Source organism: Rhodopseudomonas sp. BAL398, from assembly GCF_033001325.1.
Classification (GTDB): domain Bacteria; phylum Pseudomonadota; class Alphaproteobacteria; order Rhizobiales; family Xanthobacteraceae; genus JARJEH01.
In genome coordinates, this window is record NZ_CP133111.1 from 1,662,913 (window position 1) to 1,688,988 (window position 26,076).

A 26,076-nucleotide genomic window follows, 5' to 3' on the forward strand; every position below is an offset into this window, starting at 1 on the left:
TGCCACGACCACTTTCAACCAGCAGAACATGCCACATTCGCTCGGGACCTCGACGGCGGACGCCGGCTTCGGTTGGGCTCAGAGCACACCATAAGTGAGCAGGATGAAATAGGCCGGGATCGTCGCCAGCGAGATCACGGTTGTCAGCGCCGTCATCACGGCGACGTAATTGGCATCCGCCTTGTAAGCCCGGGCCGCGATCGAGACCTGGGTCATGATCGGCATCGACGATTCGATGATCAGAACGTTGCGCATGAAGCTCGGCACCTCGAACAGATTGCATGCCACGATCGTCACCGCCGGCGCGATCAGGAAGCGCGCCGCGACCAGAATCCACATATCCGTAGAAATGCGGACGCTGCGCAGATTGGCCACATAGATCGCGATGCCGATGAACAACATCGCCAGCGGCGTGCTCATGCCGCCCAGATAGGTCATGGTGCTGGTGGCAAAGGTCGGCAGCTTGGCGCCGAGCAGGATCAGCACGATGGCCACCGAGGCGCCGATCAGCGGCGGCGATAGGATCTTCTTGAGCGTGGTCTGGCTGAAGATCTTCGGCGCGGTCAGGTCGGCGGTCTCGTCGCCCTTGTGGCGGGCGAATTTGGGTCCGTCGAGGCCGAGGCCATAGGCGCCAAGGGTCCAGAACAGCAGCGACTGCACCAGATAATACATCACGGCGATCGGCAACGCCTTGTCGCCGTACAGCGCGATGTTCACCGGAATTCCGACGAAGGCGCTGTTGGAGACGAAGAACATCGCCCGAAACGCGCCGCGGCGGTGGTCGGGAACGTTGCACAGTTTCGAGACCACGGTGCCGATCGTCCACAGCACCAGCAGCGAACACAGCGGCACGATGACGGCGGCGCCGAGATTGAGCAAGTCGGCCTTGCTGTAGGACTTCATCATGCTGACGATCATGTAGAGCGGGATCGTCACCGTCATCGCGAGCTTCGAGAACAGCTGGCCGACGTCTTCGTTGAACCATTTGATCTGGGTCAGGTAGTAGCCGAGCGAGATCATCAGCATGCAGCTGTAGACCCCGCTGAGGGATTCAAAAATGGCCATCGGGAGTTACCGTTCGAAGCGGGAAAGGAAGATGCAAAGGGCGCGGAAGCCGCCAAGCGCGAGCTCGTAAAACGTCCCCCGCATAGCGATCAAGGCCGGACCATGCTCGCCCCAGAGGCGGTTTTGAAATCGTCTTTTCTGTTATGGTGATCAGATATTCGGATCGATTGCGCAGTAACCTCTGTAACTCCTGCCATATCGGCGCAGACCATCAAGACAAAACTAGACATTAAACTTAGGCGTGATAAGATTTTCAAATCATCATAACTGCCGCTCGGCCCTTGCGACCGAGATCAGCCGGCGCGGTCACCCCATGAAGAACCGGCAGATCAAAGCCTTTTTGGCGATCGCGGAAGAGCTGCATTTCCGCAAGGCGGCGGACAAGCTGGGGCTGACCCAACCGGCGCTGAGCCTGGCGATGAAGACGCTCGAGGAGGAGATCGGCGTCGAGCTGTTGCTGCGCGATCGGCATCAGACCAGGCTGACCTATGCGGGCGAAGTGTTCCGCGCAGAGATCACCGAAATGCTGGCCTGCGCCGAGCAGGCGAGCGAACGGGTGCGCCGCGCCTCCACTGGAATCATCAGCCAGCTCAAGATCGGATTCATTTCGACAGCCACGACGGCCGATTTCCTGCCGCGACTGATCAGCGAGTTTCGCGCGGTTCATCCGGGGGTCGCGCTCAGTCTGCAAAACAGCGTCACCATCGATCTCCTCACCATGATCAAGGCCGGCACGCTCGACATCGCCTTCATCCGCCTGCCGCTGATCATGCCGCATGACGTCGAAATGGCCAGCGTCTACACCGAACGTCACGCCCTGCTGGTGCCGGCCGACAATCCGCTGGCGCGGCAGGAGGCGATCCGGTCGCGCGACCTGCAGGGCTCGCCCTTTATCATGTATGCCCGCCGCAACGCGCCGGGCTATCACGACCTGATCATGCGCAGCCTGAACAGCAACGCGATCCACCCGCTCATCGTCCAGGAGGTCGGTGAAATGTATACGATGGTGGCGCTGGTCGCGGCCGGCATCGGCATCGCGGTGGCGCCGATCTCCACGCGCAACTATCAGCTGCCCGGGGTGGTGTTCCACGACGCGAGCTGGTTGCCCGCGGCCGAGATCGCCATCGCGTTTCGCAAGGACGACACCCGCCCCGCAACTCGGCTGTTCATCGACCTCACCCGTCGCGCCCAGCGCGCGGCGGCCGAAAACCAGCCTATGCCCAACGCCTGAGCCGGCGCCGCGGCGTCCCTCGACCTGCCCCAAGGAGCCGCGACATGGAATTCAGCCAATTGCGATGCTTTCTGGAAGTGGCCGACACGCTGCATTTCACCCGCGCGGCCGAGCGCCTGCATTTGAGCCAGCCGGCGCTCAGCACCCAGATCGACAAGCTCGAGATCGAACTCGGCGTCGAGCTGTTCGAGCGATCGCGCAAGCAGACCACCCTCACCTATCCGGGCACGCTGTATCGCGCCGAGGCCGAGAAAATCCTGGCATTGGGCGCGCGCGCCGTCGAGCGGGCGCGGCTGGCGGCGGCGGGAAAGATGGGGCGATTGCGGATCGGCTTCATCTCGACTGCGGCGGCCTATGTGATCCCACCGCTGATCGCCGAGTTTCACAAGCAGGCGCCGGACGTCGAGCTCGAACTGCGCCATCATCTGACGGCGGAGCAGGTCGATCTGTTGACCAGCGGCGCGCTCGATATCGGCTTCCTGCGTGTTCCGCTGCGCGAGCCAAGCGGGCTGTGCACCATCCTGGTCCACAAGGAGCCCTACCAGCTATTCCTGCCGGCCTCGCATCCGTTGGCGTCGAAATCCAAGCTCGCCCTGGGCGACCTCGACGGCGCCGACTTCGTCACCTATTCGAAACGCAACGCGCCGGGCTACGCCGCGACGCTGGCAGACGCCCTGCAACAAAGCGGGATTCGTCCGGCCGCCACGCACGAGGCCAGTGACATGTATTCGCTGATGTCGCTGGTGTCCGCCGGGGTCGGCATCGCCATCGCGCCGGCGTCGCTACGGAATTATCGCCTGCCCAACGTGGCGATCCGGGATCTTTCAGGCATTCAACCATCGGAAGTGGCGCTGGCGCACCGCGAGGGTATCGATCACCCCGCCGCCCTGGCCTTCATCCGCTCGGCGCGTGCCAAGGTCGATTTTCGCGACGACGACATCGAGACCGGATAGCGCTGGCAGCTGCCGGCACGAAGCCGCAGCGCCGTCACAGGCTCACAGATGCATCACGCCCATGCCGATCCGCTCGTGATTGGTCTCGGGCAGAAAGGCGGATTCGCCATAGGCGACCACGGCCACCCAATGCGCGTCGGCGATGATGACAACTTTGACCTTCAGGCTGCTGTCACCGGGAATCGTTGGAATGAGCCCGCCCATGGCCTCAAGACCGGCGTGGATCAAGGCATGGGTCGCGCCCGGTCGGTCCTCGATCGTGCGGTTCTTCAGCGCGGCGTTGAGGATCGAGCGTGGAAAACTCTTGTTGATCTCGGTCTTGCGACCGCTGACCCACATCACCGAAAATTTGAAACTGGTTTCGTTGGCGATCTTGGCCTTGAACTCGGCTTCCTCCTCATTCGAGGACATCGCCAACATGATCGCCACTTTGCCAATCCGGCTGGCATTCAACTCCAATTGCACGGGGGTATCCTCGCGTTGCAGTAGACGGCGCCATCGCCAGCCACGCATCCGGTGTCCCTCGCGGAGCAAACCGAATCATCGTGTGATTGGGCCAGTTACCAGATTTTCTGTGGGCTTATAGGCCTGTTATGTACCGGGATATAGTAGATAGCCTTGCCAATCCGTTTCAGCTTGATTCAATCTCGACCACACCCGTTGCGAGCAATTGACCCGAACACACGCAGCTGCGCCGAAATCGACCGTCGCAGACGATTGCCTCAGACCCGCGGCAATGTCAGCAGCGCTTCGACCCGTTGCACCACCAGCACCGCGATCACGGCCTTGATCAGGTCACCCGGCAAGAACGCCAGCGAACCGACCGCGATGGTGGTCAGGCTGATATGGCTGACGGCCGAGAGCCAGAGCATGCCGCCAAGATTAAGGACGACGATGCCGCCCAACACGGTGGCAACCAGATAGAAGATGGCGCGCGACAGCGGCCGTTGCAAGGCTTCGGCGCGCATCGCCAGAAATCCGATCGTATAGGCCGCGGGCACCCAGGCCAGCAGGTAGCCCACCGTCGGACCGGCGAACACCGCCAGGCCGCCGCGACCGCCCGACAGCACCGGCAGGCCGGCGGCGACCAGCGCCAAAACCGTCAAGCAGGCCAGCGCGCCGCGTTTTGGCCCGAACATCAGGCCGGCCAGCATCACGCCGAACGACTGCAGCGTGATCGGAACAGGCAGGATGCCGATCACGATCGGCGGAATCGCCCCAAGGCCCACGATCAGGCCGGCCGCGAGGCCGACCAGGGCGAGGTCGCGGGTTCCGAAACTTGCGGCAGATTGCGGTGTCATGGTCGACGGTCTCCTCGATTGGTATCGCATCCGAAAGCGGGGACTGCGCAGGGAACGGCACCGCCCTCCCGGTCGCTGATGGCATCAGGGCGGGCGCGGGCTTCGGTGACGACCGCCGTCGCGCCGGGGCCTTGGCCGGAACGAGGCGGCGGACCGCGCAGATCAATGGCGTCGGCGAGGTCCTGCGCGCGCAAAATGATTCTCACAACCAGCGGCACCGCCAGCGCGACGATCGAGCGATCGAGCCCGCGCATCGCCTGGGCTTCGCGGATCTGCGCGATTTCATCGACGATCAGCGGCACAAAGCGGATCGTCAAGGTCAGCGTCAGACCGGCCCGCTCGGCATTGAGCAACCCGATCCGCTGCAACGGCCACAGCGCCGCCTCGATCGCGGCGGTCATCGCCGACACCGACGAACTGGCTGTGACCGCCTGGGCAAATCCGATCAAGATCAGCAGCCGCGCCGTCACGATGCCCGCCGAGGCCAGGCCATGGCTCCAGCATTCGAACAGGCCGATCCAGCCGACAATGATAGCGGGGCCCCTGATGCCGCCCCACAGCACGCGCGGTGCCACTTCGGTCGCCAGCAAAGCGCAACAGGCGAACAGGCCCGCGGCGGCGAGGATCCAGGGATTGTGGACAAATGCCAGGCTGGCGCCGAGCCCGGCCAGCACGATCAGTTTCCAGCCGACCGGAATCCGCGCCAGCGGCGCCGCGGCCACCCAGCGTTTCGCGGCGCCGATCATTGGCAAAGCTCGCGGTAGCGCGCGACGGCCTCGGCCGGCGACGCGTCGACGAGAATGCGGCCGCCGTCGATCACCAGCACGCGATCGAAATCCTCGACCAGCTCGAGATCATGGGTCGCAACGATCGCCTGCTCGGCCATTCCGGCGAGCAGCCGGCGAAACCGGTTGCGGTTGGCGAGATCGAGCTGCGAGGTCGGCTCGTCGAACAGGATCGTGACCGGCTGACGCGTCAGCACGCCGGCCAATGCGACCAGCTGGCGTTCGCCGCCGGAGAGTTCGTGGACCCGGCGCGGCGCTAGATCGGCGATGCCGAGCCGCGTCAGGCTCTCGGTGATGCGGTCGGTGACCGCCGCCGGCGTCAAGCCGCGCGCCTTCAGGCCAAAGGCCAGATCTTCCGCGACGATCGGGCACACGATCTGATTGTCGGGAGTTTGAAACAGAAAGCCGGTGCGGTCGCGCACCGTGACGGCATCGCGACGCGGATCCAGCCCATCGACCGTCACGCTGCCGCTGGAGGGCGCCACCAGCCCGATCATCAGACGCAGCAATGTCGACTTGCCGGAGCCGTTCAGGCCGAGGATGCCGATTCGGCTTTCGTCGGCCCGGAAATCGACCTGCCGCAACACCTCGCGCCCGTCCCGGATCAACGACACATCGCAGAATGCAATCGCCTGAGCGCCCTGCTCTGCCCCACTATCCGCCCGCGGAAACAACGCTGGCGCCGGGGTTTGTGCGACCTTGCCGAACAGCATCGAGTGGATATTCATGGCGGCCTCTGGGAGCTTCGACGCGACCGCGCCGAATTGTCGACAAATGAGGACCGCGGCAGATCTCGCTGCCGCGGCCATTCGCAGTCTAGTTCATCAGACGAAGAATAGCTTCATCACCAGGAACAGGACCGACGGCGTCACCAGACAACCAAATCCGGTGTAGAACGTCGCCGTCAATGCGCCATAAGGCACCATCCGAACGTCGGTCGCGGCAAGGCCCGCGGCCACGCCGCTGGTGGTGCCCATCAGGCCGCCATAGACGATTGCGGAAGCCGGGCTGGTCAGGCCGAACGGCTTGGCCAAGAACGGCGTCAGGATCATCACGGCGATCGATTTCACCACGCCGGCGGCAACCGACAGCGCGATCACCTCCGAAGATGCGTGCAACGCCGAGCCGGTGACCGGGCCGACGATGAAGGTCAACGCACCGCCGCCGATCGTGGTGAGCGACACGGCATCGCGATAGCCGAAGATATAAGCAGCCAACACACCCATCGCGAAGGCCAGCGCGGTGCCGATGACCAGGGCCAACACGCCGCCGAGACCCGCCTTCTTGAGTTCAGACAGCTTCACCCCATAGGCGGTCGACACGATGCAGAAGTCGCGCAGCATCGCGCCGCCCATCAGGGCGAAACCGGAGAACATCCAGACGTCGGCGATGCCCTTCTTGCCGCCGGTGGTGATGCCGCCATAATAGGCCAGCGCCAGACCGATGATGATCGCCACCGCCGAACCGTGGATGCGGTTCTTGGTGACGTGCTTGGAGAACGAGTAACAGATCCAGGTCAGCAGGCCGACGACGACGAAGGCGAAGATCAGCTGACGTGGGCCGAACAAACTAGTGATAAAAGCAGTCATGTCACTCTCCCTGATCAGGCTTTAACGGACGGGGCTACGACAACCGGAGCAGCCGACGGCGCCTCGGTCTCATCGCCGAATGTCGAGGTCGCGGACCCTGCCAAAGCCGAAAGCGGACGGATCAAGACGAAGCACACGATCACCGACAGCAGCCCGCCGACGAACGCGATCGCGCCGCCGTGCATCGCCGCCGCGACGTTCTGGGTTGCCGCCATCGCGATCACGACCGGGATATACATCCCGTTCCAGAACATGATGCCGTCTTCCGATGGCTTCGGAAGCCAGCCGTTCTTCTTCAACCATGGCGTCACAAACACCAGCAACAACATGGCGAAGCCGACGCCACCGATATCGCCGGGGATATTCAACAGATTGCCGAGGCCAAGGCCGATCGCCGTGCCGATGAACATGCAAAGGCCGAGGACCATCACACCGTAGATGACCATTTCATTACTCCCCACTGAGCACGGACGACCTTTGTCGGACGTGTTTTCAGGTCAAGTTTGAGCGTTCACGCCCGAGCCATCTCGAGCGTGTCGGATAGGTGATGCGATTGCCTGAACTACGGCCTGCGACTAGGCAGGCCGCGGTTCAGGCAATTGGTTACTCGACGACGACGATGATCGCGCCGGGCTTGACGCGATCGCCGACCGCGACTGCGATCGACTTCACGGTGCCGTCGATCGGGCACACCAGCGGGCTCTTCATCTTCATCGCTTCCAACACGGCGACCGGGGTGCCGGTCTTGATGACGTCACCAACGGCAACGGCAATCGATTCGACCTTGCTGGGCATCTTTGCTTTGAGTTCCATCTTAACTTTCCTCGTTTGTGATCAGCTCGTCCGACACGGACGAGCTTTCAGATTGGTCCAGTGCGCGCACGGTGGCGGCCCAGTCCAGGAGACGGACGCCGTCGATACCGCGGCCAAGGACCGTGGTTTTCGACGACATCAGTTCGTTGAGTTTGACGCCTGCGCCATTCGGCAGCGTCACTTCGACGTCAAACTTGCGCTTGTATTCGTCCCGCAGATCGCAAAGACCGGCGTGAACCAGGCGAAGTTTGGCGTAGCTCGTTGGACGTACGACAGCATCGACGTCCGAATTGGTTTCAAGATAGGGCAGACCGGTGAGGATCTGCAGCGCCGCCGACCCGAACAGGCCGACCTCGACGCCATGCGACTCGCATAGCGCGCGCAGGCTGTTCAGCGCGGCGGCGCCCTCGAACGCGTCGCCCTGCAGCCGACCGAACACCTCGTAGGGCGAATGCGCCTTGCCGATCCGCTTCGGCGGCAGCGCGAACGACGCGCGCACGCGCGAACCGTCGTCGCGGAACGGAAATGATACGCCGAGTTGCAAATAGCCGCGCGGCAACGGCCCCTTCGCGGCGCAGATGATTCCCGGCACCGCTTCCGACGCGAACACGCGATGCACGCGCGCTTCCAGCGCCGGATGACGGAATGGCGGGAGTAAGCCGCGACACACGGTCTCGGCGGAGCGCAACCGCTCCTCGACCGAGAACTCCACCATGGTGTGTCGCGAACCTAGCATTGATAGTCTCCCGTCGCGTTTTCCCCCTGGAGGGATAAACGCGTCATCTCATGAACCGGCGAAACCCTTCGCCGGGTAGTTTGCTCAGCGCTTCTTGTGCCAGACCGGATCGGTCTTGGAGGTCGACTGCACCTCCATCTGAGCCCGAACCAGATCGTCGAGAGCCTGTGTCGCCACCGGCCCGGTGATGAGGAGTTGCGCAGCCTCGATGCTGTCGGCGCTGCCGAAACCAGGCACCAGCCGCAATTCCGTGGCGTCGCACGAGGTCTGAAGATCGGTCGCGATCTTCACCACGCGACTCTTGATGCGTAAGATGGTGCGCGCGGCGCGATCCAGCGTCTCATGCGAGGCCACCGGCGTCTTGGTAATCACCACCTCATATTCCGGATAGGTGCGCCGGCGGCGATAGGTGATGACCTTGCCGGCCGGATCGCAGACGTGACCGGATTCCGAAATCGGGAAGCTGTCGCCCATCGGCAGGCCGCCGACCACCAATTCGCGAAATCCGTCACCGGCCGGCGACGGCACGAAGGACAGGTCGTCGCGCACCGGCCGACCGTTCAGCGTCAACCAGCCAAATTCTTGGCAGCCATAGAGGTCATGGACCTGATAGCCCTGCGCCGCGACCTCGGTCAGCAGATCGAGATCGAGCGGCGTACCGGCAACCACGATGCGACAGGCCGCCGGCAGATCGGCAGCGAGGCCGAGCTGCTTGGCTTCGGCCAGACTGGCGCGAATGAAGGACGATTCGCCGAGCACGATATCGGGCCGCTCTCGGCAGAACGTCGAGATGAAAGCGGCGCGGCTCGAGCGCTCGAGGAAGAACCATTCGATGCCGCAACGGTCCAGCGCCTCTTTCGAGAACACGTTGACCAGCGGCGGATAGGTCACGAACATCCGGTCGCCCGGTTTGGCGCCAATCGCCTCCATCACCCGCCGGGTCGCCTCGCACCGGGCTTCGATTTCGGTGTGGGCGACGCCGACGATGTTTTGGAACGCCGACGATCCGGTGGTGAAGGTGACATAGGCAAGGTTGAAGGGGGTGTGGATCTCCTCGATCACATGCGCCGCCGTCGGCCCCGCAATGCCCTTGTCCGCGAGCGTACGGCGGGGCATTTCGGCCAAGGTCGGCGCCGTGCTGAAGGCATCGGCCGCGGCAGCGTATTGATCAAGTGCGTCTGACATCGATCCACTCCCCCTTCGGGTTGTTAGTTCGCCTGCGGCCGGAATCTGGCCTGCACCGCCGCGAACTCGGCGTTCAACCGGGCCAGGACCTCGGGACGAACCTTGCGGCCGCCACGCTCCTGACCGAGCTTGCCGCGGCCACGCGGGCCCACGGCGTTCAGTCCTTCAGCCTTGGCTTTCCGGATTTCGGCGACCTGCTTGATGATCGCCTCGCGCATCGCCGGGATCTCCGAGACCAATTCCTCGACACCGCCGAGTTGGTAGAAGAAGGTCGGGCCTGCGGCGAACACCGGGTTGCTCTTGGCCAACTCCTCGAGCACTTCGATGTCCTTCTTGATGATACGCGAAACCGACGTGATCGGCATGACGTGGATCATGGTTTGGAATTTTGCATCCAACGACAGGATCCGATCGGCCTGCAACCCATGGCATAGGAAGGCCCCGGAAATCGCGCGACCGACCACCATGGCGACGATCGGATGTCCGGCGAGCCGGGCTTCCGCGAGGGCCAACTGATAGGCCCCGGTCGCCTTGTTCATGCCGAAGATCTCTTCGACCTTGCCCGGGCCGTTGCCGGGGGTGTCGACGACCAGGATGATCGCCCGCTTCTGCTCCGGCTTCTTGGCCGCGTCGGCGGCGAGGCTCGCATAGACGGCCTGCGCCATCTTGTAACCCTCCTCCATGCCGATGATGCCGGAATAAACCACCGGGAATTTTTCGTTGAAAGCTTCCGCGTCCGACGCGATCACCGTCACTAGCTGGCCGTCGAGCTTGGCCTCGCCGACCACCGCGCCCGGCCCGAAGGTCGCATCGGTGAAGGCGAGCGAGCCGACCTTGTCCTGCGCGAAGCTGTTGGGATCGACGATCAGATCGACCGCCTCCCGGCCTTTTCCTAATAGTGTGTCCATGTTCGTCTCCTAATCAAAGAACCAGGCGTTTGACGGTCTTGCGGAAATCCGCGATGGGACCGTCGGCGAGGCCGATCGGGTCGTTGTTGCCGGCATAGCGCCAGACGTCGCGGGAGTCGGTCGGGGCGATCGTCACCGCGAGCGCGACGCCGCGCAGCTGCTTCTCCACCAAAGCTTCGGAACCGATGCGACGCAGCGACTCGAATTCGGCGATCGGCAGCAAGGTCAGCTCGGTGAGCTGCGCGCGGAACGACGCCACCGTGTCGTCGACCAGGAAGTTACAGTCGCCCATCACGTATTTGTGGCGGCCGCCCGTGGTGCGATAGACCAGCGCGCGATTCGAACTGTCGAACTCGTCCTTGCCCATCTCCTGCTCGATCACTTCCGGGCCGGTCAGGCCGAGACGGCCGAACTCGCTCATGATGATCGCGTCGGTCGCGGCGGCGACGAAGCCCATGCCGCCGAAGCAGCCGATCCGCGAACCGATCAGCGCCACGATTGGCACCTTGTGCCGCGCGCGCTGGATCGCATCCATCACCTCGGCGTGGGCGAGCAGCCCGGCATTGGCTTCGTGCAGACGCACGCCGCCGGTCTCGAACGAGATCGCCACCAGCGGCCGCTGCGCGTCGGGCAGCTCGGGGAATTCGGCGATCAGGCTGTCATAGAATGCGATCGCCTGATCGATGGTGCCGACCATCTTGGCGCCGCCGACTTCGCCGACCGAACCGCCGATGAAGCGGCCTTCCTGCGAAATCACGAACACCGGCCGCTGGCCGATCTTGCCGACACCGGTGACGATGCCGTCGTCGAATTCGACGGCTTCGCCGAGGGTGACGAGATGCGGGCTGCAGAAGCGGTCGAACGGTCCGATCAGCTCGACGAAGCTACCTTCATCGACGAGGCCGATCGCCCGATCACGCGCGTTGCTCTCCAGAAAAGAGCTTGTCTGAATCTTGGTCCAATTGGGCATGATTGATCCTCGTTGCTCAGGCCGGTAATTCGGCAAGCGCCTGGCGAAGCCGCAAAGCGACCACGGCAGGCGAGGCGTTGTTGTCGTTGATCTCGATCTGCGCATCGGTCAGACCGGTCTCGGCCGCAAAATGACTGATCACCCTGCGCCACAGATCGTCGAAGCCCTTGACGGGCGTGACGACGCGCACCGACAGCTTGCCGGCCTTGTCGGACGGCGAGAGCAGAACCTCGAGGTCGCCGGAGCCGACGACGCCATAGTGCACCGAACTGGTGACGCGCCTGGGCGTCCCCGTTCCATTGATTTCGAATTCGATCGTTTGAAGAGCCATGTCTTCCCCCTGATCACCAGTTGCGGAAACGAGTTGGCGGGTTGTAGAGCCCACCGGAAATATCAACGAGGTCGCGCATCGAGCGCGCGGCCAGCAGATCGCGGTTGGCGCGCGAACGATCGACGCCGATATCTTCCGGCGTCTGGAAGATCTTGGCTTCGCGCAGCTTCTTGGTTTCCGCCGGGTCTTCCTTGATGCCGACCTCGGTGAAACCCGCCACGGCGCGAATGGCGGCCATACGGACCTCCATGTTCGGCGCGCGGTTGAGGTAGGCGATGCCCTCCTCGGTCACGATGTGGGTGACATCGTCGCCGTAGATCATCACCGGCGGCAGATCGAGCTTGGCGTTCTCGGCCAGCTTCCAGGCATCCAGCTTGTCGACGAAGCTGGGCGCCCGTCCCTCGCCGAAGGTTTCGAGGCCCTGTACGACAAGACGCTTGCCGCGCGGCATGTCGCCAATCAGGTCGTGCATGTTCGGTACTTCCTGACCGCATTTCAGCCAACTCTCGGTGACGTGACGACGACCCTTGGGATCGCAGCCCATGTTCGGCGCGCCGCCGAAGCCGGCGACGCGGTTGGCGGTGGCGGTCGACGAATTGCCGAACTTGTCGATCTGCAAGGTGCCGCCGATGAACATGTCGAGGGCGTAGTGACCCGCGGTCTGCGCGAAGGCACGGTTCGAGCGTAGCGAACCGTCAGGTCCGGTGAAGAACACGTCGGAGCGAGCCCGGACATAATCTTCCATGCCGAGTTCACCGCCGAAGCAATGGATGGTGTCGACCCAGCCGGCCTCGATCGCGGGAATCATGGTCGGATGCGGGTTCAGCACCATGTGGGTGCAGCACTCGCCCTTGAGGCCGAGTTCCTCGCCATAGGTCGGCAGGATCAGTTCGATCGCCGACGTCAAGAAGCCGATGCCATGGTTGAGGCGCTTGACCTTGTATTCGCCATAGATGCCCTTCAGCGCCATCATCGCCAGCAGGATGTGGTTGTCGGTGATCAGGCCGGGATCGCGGGTAAACAGCGGCTCGATGAAGAACTCCTTCGGGCTTTCGATCACCGCGTCGACCCAATCAGCCGGAATATCCACGCGCGGCAGCTTGTCGACGATCTTGTTGACCTGGGCGATGACGATGCCCTGGCGGAACTTGGTCGCCTCGACGATGACCGGCGTGTCTTCGGTGTTGAAGCCGGTATAGAGGTTGCCCTCGCGGTCGGCCTCATAGGCGCAGATCAGCGACACCCGCGGCGTCAGATCGAGGAAGTAGCGGCCGAACAATTCGAGATAGGTATGAATCGCACCGAGCTCGATCTTGCCCTCGCTGATGAACTTGGCGACGCGCCCGGCCTGCGGGCCGCCGAAGGCGAAATCAAGCTTTTTGGCGATGCCCTTCTCGAACATGTCGAGATGCACCGGCAACGGCACGCAGGACTGCACCATATGCAGATTGTTGATTTCGCTGGGATCGACCTGCAACAGGCTGTCGGCGAGAAAATCGGCCTGCTTCTGGTTGTTGCCCTCGATATTGACGCGGTCGAAGGAGCGGATGACGGCCTTCAGCAGCGCAACCGTGTCTTCCTTCTTCACCTGTTTGCCAGGACCGATATATTTGGCCGCGGCCTCCATGCGCTGGCGCGTATCGACGGCCAGCTTATCCCACTTCCGTTCAGTCTTCATGTGAGTACACCCGTGAGGTTCTTGGAGATTTGGTCGAGCCCCCGGCCAACGGGGATGCCCGTGGCGATTTCGCCGGAGTGAACGAGGCGGATCGTGCCCGTCTCGTCTTGGATGCGCAGAGCCCCGTCGTCCGCGAGGCCGAGCAATCGGGCCATGATCGGTTCATCGCCGTCGATGAGCCGGACGATCTGGCCAAGGCTTTCCGCATGGCGCGTCCAGGTGCTGGCGAATGCCGACACGCCGACGCTTTCCCACAGCGGCAACCACACTGCGAGCGCATCGAGAAAACCGCCGAGGATCTGCAGCGGCTCAATCGGACGCCTGGCCAAAGTCGAAAGTGAGATTGCCGTGCTCCGAATGTCTTCGGGGAAATCCGCCTCGGCTATGGCCAGGTTGAGACCGAAACCGAGCACGACGAAATCCAATTCGCCGGCCGGATCGGTGTGGGCTTCGGCAAGAATGCCGGAGATCTTGCGGCCATCGACCAACAGGTCGTTCGGCCATTTGATTGAAGCGGCGATCCCGGCCTGGTCGGCGACTGCCTCCCAGAGCGCGACCGCACCGAGCAAAGTCAATTGCGACGCCTGCTCGATCGGCCGGCCGGTGCGGATCAAAACCGAAACGCACAGACTGCCGGACTGCGTGGAGAACCAGGATCGCGAGCCCTTGCCGCGACCGCGGGTCTGGTGGTTCGCGACCAGGACGGTGCCGTGTTCGACGCCGGTCTTGCCGAGGTCGATCAGGGCACGGTTGGTGCTGTCGATCTCGGCGACATGAAGAATGGTCCGCCCGATGCCATAGCCCCGCTCAACGGCGCCGAGGCGTGTCGCGTCCGGGATGATGTCAACGAAGCGGACCATGATTGTTCTCCAGATTTTCCGAGCCTGTTAGTGCGCGGCAACCAGGGTGATGGTGGAGGCGAAGATGCCGACGGCGATAGCAGAGACGATCACGCCGCAGATGCTGGCGCCCATCGCAACCGGGAAGATCATTGCGTAGGGGTTCTCTGCGCCGGCGATCTTCTGGGCGAGCTTGGCGGTGGTGGGCACGCAGGAGATGCCGGCGATGCCAACCAGCGGGTTGAACGGCTTCTTGCTGAGGAAATACACCACCCAGCCGCCGAGCAGACCGCCGATGCCGGAGACCAGCAGCGCGGTGATGCCGAGCACCAGCAGGATCAGCACACGGCTGTCGAGCAGGGTCGAGGCTTCGCAGAGCACGCCGAGCACCAGGCCGAGCATCAGCGTCGACATATAGGTGACGGTCTTCTCGAGCAGATCCTGGTAGACTTCGATCTCGGCTTCCTTGATGGCGATGCCGAGGAAGAAGGACAGGATCAGCGGCGATGCGACCGGCAGCAGCAGGCAGAGCAGCGCGGCGGAGACGATGGTGAACACGAACTTCGCCTTCTGCGAAACGTCCGGGAATTCCAGTTCGACTTCCAAGCCGCGATACTTCTTCGGCACCATCGCCTTCATCAGATAGGGATAGCCGGCATAGGTCAGCGACAGATACAGATAGGCGATGACCGAGATCGGCACGAACAGGTGCTTGGCCATCATCAGCGAGGCGAACAGCACCATCGGGCCATCGGCGCCGCCGATCGTGCCGACCGCCGCTGCTTCACCGGGCGTCAAGCCGGCGTAATAGCCGATCACCAGCGTCACGAAGGTGCCCATCTCGGCGAAGATCGCGCAGGTCATCACCGCCCAGGGACGAACCAGAATGAAGGAGATGTCCGACATCGACCCGATGCCGAAGAACAGCATGCAGGCGACCAGCGAATTGGAGAAGGTGAAGTTGTAAACTGGCTGCAGGAAGTAGATCTGCATGTCGTTGACCAGTTTGACGGGATCCGTAATCATCGGATCGAGCATCAAGGTGCCGATGTGATTGCCCTCGAGGAACATCACGCCGGCGTTGACGCACATCATCGCGACGCCCATCGGCACCATGATCAGCGGCTCGAGCGTACGCTTGAACCCAAGCACGGCGAGAAAGAAGCCGGCGACGATCAGGAAGACGCGGGCGAAGGCGATCGACGGTTCCTGCAAGAACATCGTGGCGATGCCCGGAAAGACCGTGAAGAGTTGCTGTAGCATGGGACTAATCTTTCCAGTTCAATCAGGCGTTTTCGGACGCTTCGGAATTGCCCATGACTTTGCTGAGCAGGACGATCACACCGATCACGGTGTATGAGATCGCGGCTGTGAGCGCGTAGGCCGACACCGCGTAGACGATGATGTTCATTGTTGGTCTCCGTTGGCATGAAGGGTTTCGAAGCCGGCCGTCGCCGAGACCGGAAACGATCCGTGCTCGATGAGGTGGACGGCGATGGTGACTGCGAGCAGATCCGCGGCGCCGCCTGCGCTGATGCGACGGGCGATGCAATCGGTGTCGAAGGCGTGGAGTTCGGCCAGGCCACGCGGCGTCAGCGCGCCGCCGAGGTCGCGGATCCGACTGGCGCCTTCGCGAACGAAAGTGAGCGCGTCGGGACCGCCGCGCCAAAGCACCGTGGTGTCTTCGGCTTCCGCGATCAGGCAGATCAGGGTGTGGACCAGGGCCCGATTGAGGCCGTGTCCGGCCTCGATCGTCGACCGCAAGGTCGGCAAGCCATATTTCGCAACGGTCGGAAATCCGTCTTCGACTTCGCCGCGAATGCCGCGCGTGCCGTGACGCGCATGCAGCAACTCCCCGGCCGTGGTCGGATTGGCCTGCCGATCGATCAGTTCGCGCTGCACCAGTCCGGCGGTGATGGCAGCGGCTTCGGCGAAAATCTGCGTCGATGTCGGCGCTGAATTGTGGTGATGCGCCCGCCCCGCGGCGGCGGCGGTGATACCAAGCGCGAACAGCGCGCCGCGCTGCGTATTGACGCCGTTCGAAGCCGCCATCAACAGCACGTCGTAGTCGCGGCCGACCGCGCGCACCGGCGGCAACACCGCAGCGGCCTCGCCGCCATGCGTGAGGCCAATGGCGGCACAGCGATGAAAACACGGAGCGATCGCCGCCGAGGTCAGCATGAAGGTCTGCTGATCCATGTCGGCGTGAGCGCCCATCGAGCGCGGCGTCACCAGACCCGGCTTCGGATGGGCGGAAACTTCAAGCAGGATGCCGCTGAGGCAAGCGGACCCGATGGTCCAGGCCTTCGGCGCGATGCCGTCGGCGAAATAGGGCGTGAGATCAGCGGTGCGTATTGGCGAGCAGTCCATGACGACGATCCAGCCGAACGGTCGCCCCCGAGACCTCAGTCTCGAGAAACATCCGGTCGCAGCACGACGCCATCACCGGCGCGCACCGTTAGCAGAACACCATCACGGGTTTATCGAAGTCACTTGGTGTAGCCTTCCCCTGCAGGTCCGCCGCCTCAACGCTGAAGCCGGATCGTAGGGAAGATGCGAAGTGGTCGATCGCCTAATCACTGGCACTGAACTCTTCGACCGAGACGATCAGTGTGGCGACGGTATGTCACTGCAGGTTATTCGGGTCAACGATACTTTCGCCCCATCCGGCATCATACGGAGGTATTGCCCAATCGGAGTTCACGAAGCGCTGTCAACAGCTTAAAGGTTTCGTCTCGTTGTCTCTATCGGATTAAAGCGCAAGCGATGAAGGCCAAAAGGCCGTCGTCACAACAGCCATGCCATCATCAAGGCAACTGAATTTGAGCAAAACAGCACACCAGCTGATGACGTCAGATTGAAGAACGAGTCGCAGCTGTGTAGGTTGGCGGCATGAAATCAAAGGCGCCGTCCACCATTACGACCGGCCTGTCGGTCTGCCCGCATGATTGCCCGTCGGCCTGCGCCCTGGAAGTCGAACTGCTGAATCCGCGCACCATCGGCCGAATCAGAGGCGCCAAGAGCAATTCATATACGCTGGGCGTCATCTGCGAGAAGGTCGCACGTTACGCCGAGCGCATTCATCACCCTGAACGATTGCTTTATCCGCTCAAGCGGATTGGAGCGAAGGGCGCCGGTGAATTCGCGCGGATCTCCTGGGCCGAGGCACTCGACCTGACCGCCGCCGCATTCCTGAAGGCCGAGCAAGAGCACGGCGCGGAAAGCGTCTGGCCGTTCTATTTCGCCGGCACGATGGGGCTGGTGATGCGCGATGGCATCGAACGGCTGCGCCGTGCCAAGGGTTATTCCGGCATGTACGCGACCTATTGCACGGCGCTGTCATGGGCCGGCTATCATGCCGGCGTCGGCCGCCTTGCCGGGGTCGACCCCCGCGAGTTGCAGAAATCGGATCTGATCGTGGTGTGGGGCGGCAATCCGGTGAACACCCAGGTCAATGTGATGACCCATGTCGGCATCGCGCGCAAAACCCGCGGCGCCAAGCTCGCCTGCGTCGATATTTACGACACCGGCACGATGAAGCAGGCCGACATCAAGCTGCTGATCCGTCCCGGCACCGACGGCGCGCTGGCCTGCGCCATCATGCATGTGTTGTTTCGCGACGGCCACGCCGACCGCGATTATCTAGCGCAATACACCGACTGCCCCGATGAATTCGAACGCCACCTCGCCGACAAGACGCCCGAATGGGCCGCCCGCATCTGCGATATCGCCGAGACCGAGATCGAAGCCTTCGCGGCGCTGATCGGTTCGACACCGCGCAGCTTCTTCCGCATCGGCTATGGCTTCACCCGCTCGCGCAACGGCGCCGTCAACATGCATGCGGTGACCTCGATCCCGGCCGTCACCGGCGCATGGCAGCATGAAGGCGGCGGCGCGCTGCATACCAACAGCGGCATGTACCAATGGGACAAGACCCTGATCGAGGGCCGCGACGCCGATGTGCCGTCGGGCCGCATGCTCGACCAATCGCGGATCGGCGCGGTGTTGCTCGGGGACGCAAGCGATCTGCAGGGCGGCCCGCTGGTGAAAGCGATGCTGGTGCAAAACACCAACCCGGCTTCCGTCGCGCCCGATCAGAACCAGGTCAAGGCGGGCCTTTCGCGCGAAGACCTGTTTCTGTGCGTGCACGAGCAGTTCATGACCGAGACGGCGCGCTACGCCGATGTGGTGCTGCCGGCCACCATGTTTCTCGAACATGACGACATCTATCAGGGCGGCGGCCATCAACACATCATGCTGGGGCGCAAACTGGTCGAGGCTCCGGGCGAATGCCGCAGCAATCACGAGGTGATCGCCGCATTGGCGCAGCGCGTCGGCGCCAGCCACCGCGGCTTCGCCATGACGCCGCGCGACATCATTGATGAAACGCTGACGGCCTCGGGGCGGCCGGGCCTGGATCGGCTCGAAGCCGAGAGCTGGATCGATGTTCAGACCGATTTTTCCACCGCGCATCAGATCGCGGGTTTCGGTCATTCCGACGGCAAATATCATTTCAAGCCGGATTGGCGCCAAACCGCAGCCTATCTGGGGACCCGGCCACTCGGCCCGTGCCAGTCCCTGCCCGCCTTTCCCGATCATTATCCGGCGATCGAGGAAGCGACCGACGCGTTTCCGTTCCGCCTCGCCACCAGCCCGGCGCGGACGTTTCTCAATTCGACCTTCACCGAGACCCCCTCCAGCGTGAAGCGCGAGCACCGGCCCACCGTGTTCGTGCATCCCGATGACCTCGCCGCCGCCGGGCTGGTGTCCGGCGACAAGGTCAAGCTCGGCAGCGCCCGCGGCCAGGTGACGCTGCATTGCCAATCCCACCCCGGCCAGCGCCGCGGCGTCCTGATCGCGGAATCGATCTGGCCTAATGACGCGTTCGAGGACGGCTGCGGCATCAACACGCTGACCGGCGCCGATCAGCCGGCCCCGGCCGGCGGCGGCAGCTTCCACGACAACCGGGTGTGGCTGCAGAAGGCGTGAGCGCCGCGATGTCGGCGACAGGCGCTCAACGCTCGATCGTGCCGGTGCGTCTGATCTTCTTCTGCAGCAGCATCACCCCGTAGAGCAGAGCTTCCGCCGTCGGCGGACAGCCGGGCACGTAGATGTCGACCGGCACGATACGGTCGCAGCCCCGCACCACAGAATAGGAATAGTGATAATAGCCGCCGCCATTGGCGCACGATCCCATCGAGATCACATAGCGCGGCTCCGGCATCTGATCATAGATCTTACGCAGTGCAGGAGCCATCTTGTTGGTCAGCGTGCCCGCGACGATCATCAGATCGCTCTGCCGAGGCGATCCGCGGGGAAAACAACCGAACCGCTCGAGATCGTAGCGCGGCATCATGACCTGCATCATCTCGATTGCGCAGCAAGCAAGCCCGAAGGTCACCCAATACATCGACCCCGTCCGCGCCCATGTGATCATCGCGTCTGTCGAGGTAACGAAAAACCCTCTGTCGGCAAGCAGGTGGTTGACGTCCGAAAACGACGGCTGATATCCGGCCAATTCCATCCTTGCCTCTGTCGTCTGCATCTGTGATCGCCCGTCTCCGGGGCACCTGAAAGCGCCGGACGCCCCCCCGGTCCAGGCTGGCGCGACAACCATCTCGCCGTTATTTTTCAAAATTGACTGTCGCTGTATTGAACGGTTCGGACATCGTTCGCCGATCCAGAACGCAGGTCGATCCAGACCGCAGGAGGACCGACGGTGCCTTCGACGACGACCTCTAAAATCGCAGGGCCGCGTCCAAGCATGGCTGGCTGTGTGTTCTGCACGATCATTCGCGATACCAGAGGCGTCGCGCTCGGCCAGTCGCAACGCTTCAATTTCTTCCCGGCGGCGCCGCTCTGTAGTATCGCCTGGGTGCTCGCCGGTGACTGCCATCTGATCGATCATCCGGGGCAGATGGAGCAGCCCTGGACGGGGGAAAAAGCGCCAGCCCTGTCGGTCTACGGGCCACAACTCGGGCCATTGGTCAGCTGGAATCCCGGCGAGACCTACGGGGTCTCCATCTCATTCTATCCGGACGCGTTTTGCACGATGACGGGGCTCGATCTGAGCCAATTCAGCGGACGCATGATGCAGGCCGAAGAGATCTTGCCGGAGCGGCTTCTGCTGTCCTGCCGCAATTTCGCCGATGCCGCTCGACGACACGGTGTCGAAGGCAGCTTGCCAACTCTTGAGGGCGAACTCCAGGACATCTGGCTAGGCGCACGGCCTGCCGGGATCGGGACGATGAGATCGATAGAAGACTGGAGCAGACATCTGTTACGCCGAGCCGCCATGACCGGTCTTGGACGCAGCACGCGGCAGACCGCACGGCGCATCAGGTCGTGGACCGGCCTCAGCCAGAGGGACATCCAGGGCCTCGGGCACACCGAGCAGCTCTATGCCAAATTGCACGAGGCGATGCAGAAGGACGATGTCGATTGGGCGCAGCTCGCCGCGGCGACGGGATTTGCCGATCAAGCGCACATGATCAGACAGATGCGACGGCATACCGGCCTCACGCCGGAGCAACTTCGGCACCGTGCCAGACATCATGAAGCGCTGTGGGCCTATCGCCTGCTCGAACAATATTTCACGATACCGGATGCTCGCTAGTCCTACTGCGTCATGAATGTATCGCGCTCGATTCTCCAGCGCCGTCTGGTCATGTCGACCAGACGGCGGAAGCCGATATTGTCGGGAAGCATCGATAGCCAGGATTTGATCGGCTTTCTCGTCTTCGGGCCATTCGATCAGCAACCATCGTTCTGGCCGGCTGGCAGTGAGCTGATAATCGCGATGCGCCGCGCGGACACGCAGGCGGGCAAAGCGTGGGGACAGCCAAGTGCCCTCCCCGCCACCTGATCGTGCGCCAGGCGCGCTTGGGCAAGCCAAGCGCCAGCTTCTCGACCGAGACGGGTCGATGCTGGTCATCGCGGCCGACGAGCTCCCAATGGCGCCTGCCCTCAAATGACGCCGCCGTTCGCGCGCACAGTCTGGCCGTTGATCCAACCGCCATCCGGCCCGACCAGCAGCGAGACCACATTGGCGATGTCATCGACCTCGCCGAGGCGGCCAAACGGGTTCATCTGCTTGATGCGATCGATCGTCGCCTGGTCCTTTCCGCCCAGAAACAGATCTGTCGCGACCGGGCCTGGCGCCACCGTGTTGACGGTGATGCCGCGCGGTCCCAGCTCCTTGGCAAGGATATGGGTGAGCGCTTCGACCGCGGCCTTGGTGGCCGCATAGACGCCGTAGCTCGGTTGATAGAGGCCGACGACGCTCGACGAAAAGCTTACGATCCTGCCGCCGTCGCGCAGCCGCTTTGCGGCTTCGCGCATGCCGTTGAACGTGCCCTTGAGATTGACCGCGATGGTCTGGTCGAACATCGCGTCCTCGGTCTGGGCGACCGGCGCCAGCTTCATGATGCCGGCATTGTTCACCAGCACGTCGACACCGCCATAGGCAGCTTCCGCCGAACCGAACATGCGCGCGACGGCGTGCGGATCGCTGACATCGGCTTGGCAGGAGATGGCGCGTCCCCCCGCCTGCTCGATCTCATCGACCAGCTTGGCGGCGGCATTGGCGCTGCCCGCATAGTTGACGATGACTGTCAGGCCGTCGCGCGCCAGCCGTCGGGCGATCGCGGCTCCGATGCCGCGAGACGACCCGGTGACGATCGCGACCCTGTTGGTTTCCGTGGTCATTGTTCGTGCTCCCATCTCATGGTGGCGGCGGCGCGAAGGCCGACCGCCTTTCGTTGGATTCAGTCTTTGGCTCGATATTCCGCAGGAATCACGAACACCTCGTCGGCGCGTGCATAGCCGCCGTCCTTGATCTCTTCGATCAACACCATGGTGTGCGCTCGGGCGGCTTCGGAGAAATACTCGACCAGCATCGCGGTGGTGCGATGGACGATCTCCTCCTTCTGGGCACGGCTCAGCGCGGCCTCCGGCACCTTGAAATTGGCGAACGGCATGGTCTTCACTCCTGTTGCTTGGTTGATCTGATGATGTGAACGCTTGCGCTCTTGCGTTCGGCCGTCACAATTCGTGGCCGATGCGTCGATCGATCGAATAGCGCCCGCCGCCGTGGATGGAGATCAACAGGGCGATAAAGCCGAGCATCAGCGGGTATTCGATGCCTCGGTCGATCCACGGATAGGTTGGTGCCAACGCTGCGCTGATGACTGCCATCTGCACCGCCAGCATCGGCGCAACAAGGCGGGTGGCCAGGCCGAGCGCGATCGCCAGCCCCCCGAAGGTCTCGAGCAGAGCGACGAAGGTCGCGAGCTGCGGCGCCAGAGGCAGGTGCAGGACCTTGCCGATCAGGTTGATCGAGGCCCCCATCGGATCGGCCATTGAACCGTGGCCAATCCCCAGCAATTTCGGCACGCCGTGGGTGACGATCGTCAGGCCAAAGGCGACGCGAAGCAGCGCATAGGCGACAGGCTTGGCAGCGGCATAAAACGATGCGAGCGCCGGGATCAGCAGGCGCGGTTCGTTCTGCGCCGGGCTGTCCATTCGCATTGGATCTGGCATGTCGGCCTCCTTCCTCTGAGGGCGAAACTAGCCATTTTCAAATCTTGGGGTAGAAAGCCGCTTTCAACATCACTATTTCAAAAAACATAACAATGGAACGCGTGGACCATGGATCGCATCGGCGTCATGCGCCTGTTCGTCAGGATCGTTGAGCGCGGCAGCTTCGCTCAGGCCGCGCGAGACCTGCAGATCCCGCGTCCGACCGCGACCCATGCCATTCAGCGCCTGGAGGCGGAGCTTGGCGTTCGTCTGCTCGAAAGGACCACCAGACATGTCAGGCCGACGCTCGATGGCGCGCTCTACCACGAACGCTGCATCAGGCTGCCGGCCGATCTCGATGAGGTGGAGAACGTATTCAGGAACGCCGAACCCAAGGGGCCGCTCCGCGTCGATATGCAGGGAACGCTTGCGCGGTTTTTTGTGCTGCCGGCGCTACCCGGATTCATCGCGCGTTATCCTGGCATTTCGCTGAACCTCAGCGAAGGCGACCGGATGGTCGACCTTGTCACCGAGGGGATCGATTGCGTCGTGCGCGCGGGCGCGCTCTCCGACTCGTCCCTGATCGGCCGCTGCATTGCCGCGTTCGAGCAGCTGACACTGGCGAGCCCGGATTATCTGCAGCGCCATGGCGTGCCGTCGACGCCGGACGATCTAGGTGGTCATCGGATGGTCGCCTATTCGGCCTCGGCCACGGGGCAACCCTATCCGATGGAATTCGCGAAAGACGGTCGAATCCTGGAGATTCCGCTGCCCCATGACGTCATCGTCCGGGGCGCCGAAATCTACACCGCTGCGGGCGTCGCCGGGTTGGGATTGATTCAGGTCCCGCGCTATCGCGTCAACCACCAGATCGCCGCCGGCGCGCTTGTGCCGCTGCTGGAGAATTTCCCGCCGCCGGCAATCGAGGTCTCCGTGCTCTATCCGCAAAGCAGGCATCTGTCCTCGCGCGTCAGAGTGTTTATCGACTGGCTGACGGATGTGTTTCGAACCGCACAGGCGCAGGATCAATGATCGGCAACGCCTCGCCCGCCATCCTGGGCTGGATCGTGTCTTCGCCTTTCGGCATGGAGATGACCTCAAGCGAACTTTTGTCCACCAGGATGGTTTCCTTTCGAGAATGAATGAACCCGACGCATTGAGGATTCTGCCATGGGCGCACTGATCGATGGACGCTGGACGACCGATCGCGACGAGATCGAGAACGGGACGTACCAGCGCAAGCCGACATCCTTTCGGCATCAGATCTCCAACGAGCCCGGCGCCAAATATCCCGCGGAGCCTGGACGCTACCACCTCTATGTCTCGCTCGCCTGCCCCTGGGCATGCCGGACGCTGATGGTGCGCAAACTGAAAAAGCTCGAGGACGTCATCTCCGTCACCATCGTCCATCCCGACATGATGGAGAACGGCTGGACCTTCGGAGACACCCCCGAGCCGATCAATGGTTTTCGCTTCCTCCACGAGGTCTATGTCGCCGCACTGCCCAGCTATTCCGGCCATGTCACCGTTCCGGTGCTCTGGGATCGCAAGACCGGCACGATCGTCAACAACGAGTCGGCCGAGATCATCCGCATGATGAACAGCGCGTTCGATAGCTGCGGCGATGCCTCGGTCGATCTCTATCCTGCAGCGCTCGCGGGCGAGATCGATGCGCTCAACGCGGTGGTGTACGAGACCGTGAACAACGGCGTCTATCGCGCCGGCTTCGCTGCCTCACAAGCCGCCTATCAGGACGCCGTTTGGAAGTTGTTCAAGACCCTGGATGACCTCGAAACCCGGCTGGCGCGCCAACGCTATCTGATGGGCGCCGCCTTCACCGAAGCCGACGTCCGGCTGTTCACCACCGGCGTCCGCTTCGACCTAGTCTATTACACCCACTTCAAATGCAACGTGAAGCACTGGTGGGACTATCCCAATTTGGATAACTGGCTCCGTGACATATACCAGATGCCCGGGATCGCGGAGACGGTCGATCTCGACCACATCAAGCGCCACTATTATTTCAGCCAGCGCTGGGTGAACCCTTCCGGCATCGTCGCGGCGGGGCCGTCGATCGACCTTCGCAAAGCGCATGATCGTCATCGGTTCGCGCAATAGAGACGATCAAATCTCAGGTCCCTTTGCTGTCCATGCTCAGAGCCCTGCGGCGAGTTGCGCCACTCGTCGCCGCTCGCGATCGGGATGAACCAAAACCCGGATGAGCGATGCAACCGGTCGAGCTTGGCCAATGGTCATCCCGCCCCCTGGGCCACCAGGCTCAGCAGATCGTCGCAACCGATGTGCTCCTCTCAGACTGAATTTGCAGCGTGCAACCCTGGCTATAGGGTCTGCAATTGGCGCTGGAATGAGGGGTTTCTCGACCTTTCAGACTGCTACGAAGCCACCATCGACCAACAGTTCCTCGCCACCGACGAAGCTGCTTTCGGCAGATGCGAGAAACAGCACCGCCTTGGCAACGTCTTCCGTCTGGCCGAGCCTACCGAACGGGATCGTCTGCTGCATCCATTCTTCAATGCCGGCATTGTTCTGCAGATAGGTCTGCATGGCTGGGGTCATGACCATGCCTGGAGACACAACGTTCACCCGGATGCCTCGGCTTTTCAGGTCGGTCGTCCACGTCCGTGCCAGAGAGCGGATAGCCGCCTTTGTAGCGCTATAGATGGACAGGTTGGCAAAGCCTTTGCTGCCGGCGCCCGACCCAGCTAGTATAATGGCACCGCCAGCAGACATCAGTGGCAGAGCCTTCTGCACGGTAAAGACCGTGCCTTTGACATTGATCGCAAATACGCGGTCGAAATGGTCTTCCTCAATGCTGCCGACCGTTGCGGACTCGGACACGCCAGCGTTAGCGAAAACCACGTCCACGCGCCCATGATCGCGCGATATTTGAGCGTACAGCCTGTCGAGGTCGGCAAGGTCACTGACATCTCCTTGCACACCAACGGCACCGCTGCCGATTTCCGCGAGTGCCTCGTCCAAACGCTTTTGGCGACGCCCCGTGATATAAACATGGGCGCCCTCCGCCGCGAATGACTTGGCTGCCGTCAAACCAATCCCGTCCGTTCCGCCCGTGATCACCACAACCCTGTCGTTAAATCGCTTCGTCATCCCAGTCCTCGCTCCGATTAAGTGGAAGATTGCTCCACTTTCT

At 62.7% G+C, this 26,076-nt stretch carries 29 protein-coding genes; 6 read left to right on the top strand and 23 right to left on the bottom strand.

Going from position 1 to position 26,076, the window contains the following annotated elements:
• Positions 1 to 78 precede the first annotated feature (78 nt).
• Positions 79 to 1,065, bottom strand: a complete 987-nt coding sequence (locus tag RBJ75_RS07985) for an AEC family transporter (protein WP_044414892.1) — start codon at positions 1,063 to 1,065, stop codon at positions 79 to 81.
• Between the two features lie 313 nt (positions 1,066 to 1,378).
• On the opposite strand from RBJ75_RS07985, the gene RBJ75_RS07990 reads away from it, so the two are divergent.
• Entirely contained in the window at positions 1,379 to 2,296 is a 918-nt protein-coding gene (locus RBJ75_RS07990) for a LysR family transcriptional regulator (protein WP_052629004.1), read from the top strand.
• 44 nt (positions 2,297 to 2,340) lie between these two features.
• Complete coding sequence (locus tag RBJ75_RS07995; RefSeq protein ID WP_044414894.1) at positions 2,341 to 3,249, top strand: LysR family transcriptional regulator; 909 nt, start codon at positions 2,341 to 2,343, stop codon at positions 3,247 to 3,249.
• A 42-nt stretch (positions 3,250 to 3,291) separates the two neighbouring features.
• Here RBJ75_RS07995 and RBJ75_RS08000 read toward each other — a convergent pair whose 3' ends face one another.
• The 17 genes from RBJ75_RS08000 to mdcB form a co-directional block, all read right to left on the bottom strand.
• Positions 3,292 to 3,714: a HutP family protein gene (locus RBJ75_RS08000; protein ID WP_234707479.1), complete on the bottom strand. Its 423-nt coding sequence runs from the start codon at positions 3,712 to 3,714 to the stop codon at positions 3,292 to 3,294.
• A 257-nt stretch (positions 3,715 to 3,971) separates the two neighbouring features.
• On the bottom strand, positions 3,972 to 4,550 hold the full coding sequence (locus RBJ75_RS08005; protein WP_044414896.1) for a biotin transporter BioY: 579 nt from the start codon (positions 4,548 to 4,550) through the stop codon (positions 3,972 to 3,974).
• Entirely contained in the window at positions 4,547 to 5,296 is a 750-nt protein-coding gene (locus RBJ75_RS08010; protein WP_044414898.1) for an energy-coupling factor transporter transmembrane component T family protein, read from the bottom strand. The genes RBJ75_RS08005 and RBJ75_RS08010 overlap by 4 nt, the downstream gene beginning before the upstream one ends.
• The gene (locus RBJ75_RS08015) at positions 5,293 to 6,063 is read right to left on the bottom strand and encodes an energy-coupling factor ABC transporter ATP-binding protein (protein WP_080901148.1); all 771 of its coding nucleotides are present in this window, start codon (positions 6,061 to 6,063) and stop codon (positions 5,293 to 5,295) included. The genes RBJ75_RS08010 and RBJ75_RS08015 overlap by 4 nt, the downstream gene beginning before the upstream one ends.
• 96 nt (positions 6,064 to 6,159) lie before the next feature.
• Complete coding sequence (gene madM / locus RBJ75_RS08020; protein WP_276156700.1) at positions 6,160 to 6,924, bottom strand: malonate transporter subunit MadM; 765 nt, start codon at positions 6,922 to 6,924, stop codon at positions 6,160 to 6,162.
• Positions 6,925 to 6,938: 14 nt separating this feature from the next.
• Positions 6,939 to 7,370 carry a malonate transporter subunit MadL gene (gene madL / locus RBJ75_RS08025; protein ID WP_044413357.1) on the bottom strand — a complete coding sequence of 144 codons (432 nt, stop codon included), beginning with the start codon at positions 7,368 to 7,370 and terminating at the stop codon, positions 6,939 to 6,941.
• Positions 7,371 to 7,527: 157 nt separating this feature from the next.
• On the bottom strand, positions 7,528 to 7,737 hold the full coding sequence (locus RBJ75_RS08030; RefSeq protein ID WP_044413354.1) for a biotin/lipoyl-containing protein: 210 nt from the start codon (positions 7,735 to 7,737) through the stop codon (positions 7,528 to 7,530).
• Between the two features lies 1 nt (position 7,738).
• The gene (gene mdcG / locus RBJ75_RS08035) at positions 7,739 to 8,452 is read right to left on the bottom strand and encodes a malonate decarboxylase holo-[acyl-carrier-protein] synthase (protein ID WP_080901086.1); all 714 of its coding nucleotides are present in this window, start codon (positions 8,450 to 8,452) and stop codon (positions 7,739 to 7,741) included.
• A 105-nt stretch (positions 8,453 to 8,557) separates the two neighbouring features.
• On the bottom strand, positions 8,558 to 9,658 hold the full coding sequence (locus tag RBJ75_RS08040) for an AMP-binding protein (protein ID WP_044413348.1): 1,101 nt from the start codon (positions 9,656 to 9,658) through the stop codon (positions 8,558 to 8,560).
• A 23-nt stretch (positions 9,659 to 9,681) separates the two neighbouring features.
• The gene (gene mdcE / locus RBJ75_RS08045; protein WP_044413345.1) at positions 9,682 to 10,566 is read right to left on the bottom strand and encodes a biotin-independent malonate decarboxylase subunit gamma; all 885 of its coding nucleotides are present in this window, start codon (positions 10,564 to 10,566) and stop codon (positions 9,682 to 9,684) included.
• A 13-nt stretch (positions 10,567 to 10,579) separates the two neighbouring features.
• The gene (locus RBJ75_RS08050; RefSeq protein ID WP_044413343.1) at positions 10,580 to 11,536 is read right to left on the bottom strand and encodes a biotin-independent malonate decarboxylase subunit beta; all 957 of its coding nucleotides are present in this window, start codon (positions 11,534 to 11,536) and stop codon (positions 10,580 to 10,582) included.
• Positions 11,537 to 11,552: 16 nt separating this feature from the next.
• The gene (mdcC, locus tag RBJ75_RS08055) at positions 11,553 to 11,867 is read right to left on the bottom strand and encodes a malonate decarboxylase acyl carrier protein (RefSeq protein WP_044413340.1); all 315 of its coding nucleotides are present in this window, start codon (positions 11,865 to 11,867) and stop codon (positions 11,553 to 11,555) included.
• A 13-nt stretch (positions 11,868 to 11,880) separates the two neighbouring features.
• On the bottom strand, positions 11,881 to 13,545 hold the full coding sequence (gene mdcA, locus RBJ75_RS08060) for a malonate decarboxylase subunit alpha (protein ID WP_044413337.1): 1,665 nt from the start codon (positions 13,543 to 13,545) through the stop codon (positions 11,881 to 11,883).
• Positions 13,542 to 14,405, bottom strand: a complete 864-nt coding sequence (locus tag RBJ75_RS08065) for a biotin--[acetyl-CoA-carboxylase] ligase (RefSeq protein WP_044413334.1) — start codon at positions 14,403 to 14,405, stop codon at positions 13,542 to 13,544. The genes mdcA and RBJ75_RS08065 overlap by 4 nt, the downstream gene beginning before the upstream one ends.
• Positions 14,406 to 14,432: 27 nt before the next feature.
• Positions 14,433 to 15,647, bottom strand: coding sequence for a Na+-transporting malonate decarboxylase, carboxybiotin decarboxylase subunit (gene madB, locus RBJ75_RS08070; protein WP_044413331.1), 1,215 nt, complete (start codon positions 15,645 to 15,647; stop codon positions 14,433 to 14,435).
• A gap of 22 nt (positions 15,648 to 15,669) precedes the next feature.
• The gene (locus RBJ75_RS08075) at positions 15,670 to 15,795 is read right to left on the bottom strand and encodes a hypothetical protein (RefSeq protein WP_276156701.1); all 126 of its coding nucleotides are present in this window, start codon (positions 15,793 to 15,795) and stop codon (positions 15,670 to 15,672) included.
• Entirely contained in the window at positions 15,792 to 16,754 is a 963-nt protein-coding gene (gene mdcB, locus RBJ75_RS08080; protein WP_276156702.1) for a triphosphoribosyl-dephospho-CoA synthase MdcB, read from the bottom strand. The genes RBJ75_RS08075 and mdcB overlap by 4 nt, the downstream gene beginning before the upstream one ends.
• 522 nt (positions 16,755 to 17,276) lie before the next feature.
• On the opposite strand from mdcB, the gene RBJ75_RS08085 reads away from it, so the two are divergent.
• The gene (locus RBJ75_RS08085; protein ID WP_044411001.1) at positions 17,277 to 19,373 is read left to right on the top strand and encodes a molybdopterin-dependent oxidoreductase; all 2,097 of its coding nucleotides are present in this window, start codon (positions 17,277 to 17,279) and stop codon (positions 19,371 to 19,373) included.
• A gap of 25 nt (positions 19,374 to 19,398) precedes the next feature.
• Here RBJ75_RS08085 and RBJ75_RS08090 read toward each other — a convergent pair whose 3' ends face one another.
• On the bottom strand, positions 19,399 to 19,929 hold the full coding sequence (locus tag RBJ75_RS08090) for a NuoB/complex I 20 kDa subunit family protein (RefSeq protein ID WP_044410998.1): 531 nt from the start codon (positions 19,927 to 19,929) through the stop codon (positions 19,399 to 19,401).
• 231 nt (positions 19,930 to 20,160) lie between these two features.
• Between RBJ75_RS08090 and RBJ75_RS08095 the strand changes: the two genes are divergently transcribed.
• Positions 20,161 to 21,000 carry an AraC family transcriptional regulator gene (locus tag RBJ75_RS08095; protein ID WP_160297937.1) on the top strand — a complete coding sequence of 280 codons (840 nt, stop codon included), beginning with the start codon at positions 20,161 to 20,163 and terminating at the stop codon, positions 20,998 to 21,000.
• A gap of 350 nt (positions 21,001 to 21,350) precedes the next feature.
• On the opposite strand, the gene RBJ75_RS08100 is transcribed toward RBJ75_RS08095, so the two are convergent.
• The 3 genes from RBJ75_RS08100 to RBJ75_RS08110 all read right to left on the bottom strand — a co-directional run bounded on the left by RBJ75_RS08100 (position 21,351) and on the right by RBJ75_RS08110 (position 22,907).
• Positions 21,351 to 22,091, bottom strand: coding sequence for an SDR family oxidoreductase (locus RBJ75_RS08100; protein WP_044410991.1), 741 nt, complete (start codon positions 22,089 to 22,091; stop codon positions 21,351 to 21,353).
• A 59-nt stretch (positions 22,092 to 22,150) separates the two neighbouring features.
• Positions 22,151 to 22,363, bottom strand: coding sequence for a tautomerase family protein (locus tag RBJ75_RS08105; RefSeq protein ID WP_044411004.1), 213 nt, complete (start codon positions 22,361 to 22,363; stop codon positions 22,151 to 22,153).
• Positions 22,364 to 22,427: 64 nt separating this feature from the next.
• Complete coding sequence (locus RBJ75_RS08110; RefSeq protein WP_201776315.1) at positions 22,428 to 22,907, bottom strand: DoxX family protein; 480 nt, start codon at positions 22,905 to 22,907, stop codon at positions 22,428 to 22,430.
• Between the two features lie 126 nt (positions 22,908 to 23,033).
• Between RBJ75_RS08110 and RBJ75_RS08115 the strand changes: the two genes are divergently transcribed.
• Entirely contained in the window at positions 23,034 to 23,936 is a 903-nt protein-coding gene (locus RBJ75_RS08115) for a LysR family transcriptional regulator (RefSeq protein WP_044410987.1), read from the top strand.
• Between the two features lie 138 nt (positions 23,937 to 24,074).
• The gene (locus RBJ75_RS08120; protein ID WP_044410985.1) at positions 24,075 to 25,022 is read left to right on the top strand and encodes a glutathione S-transferase family protein; all 948 of its coding nucleotides are present in this window, start codon (positions 24,075 to 24,077) and stop codon (positions 25,020 to 25,022) included.
• A gap of 267 nt (positions 25,023 to 25,289) precedes the next feature.
• Here RBJ75_RS08120 and RBJ75_RS08125 read toward each other — a convergent pair whose 3' ends face one another.
• Positions 25,290 to 26,033 carry an SDR family NAD(P)-dependent oxidoreductase gene (locus RBJ75_RS08125; protein WP_044410983.1) on the bottom strand — a complete coding sequence of 248 codons (744 nt, stop codon included), beginning with the start codon at positions 26,031 to 26,033 and terminating at the stop codon, positions 25,290 to 25,292.
• Positions 26,034 to 26,076: the final 43 nt, after the last annotated feature.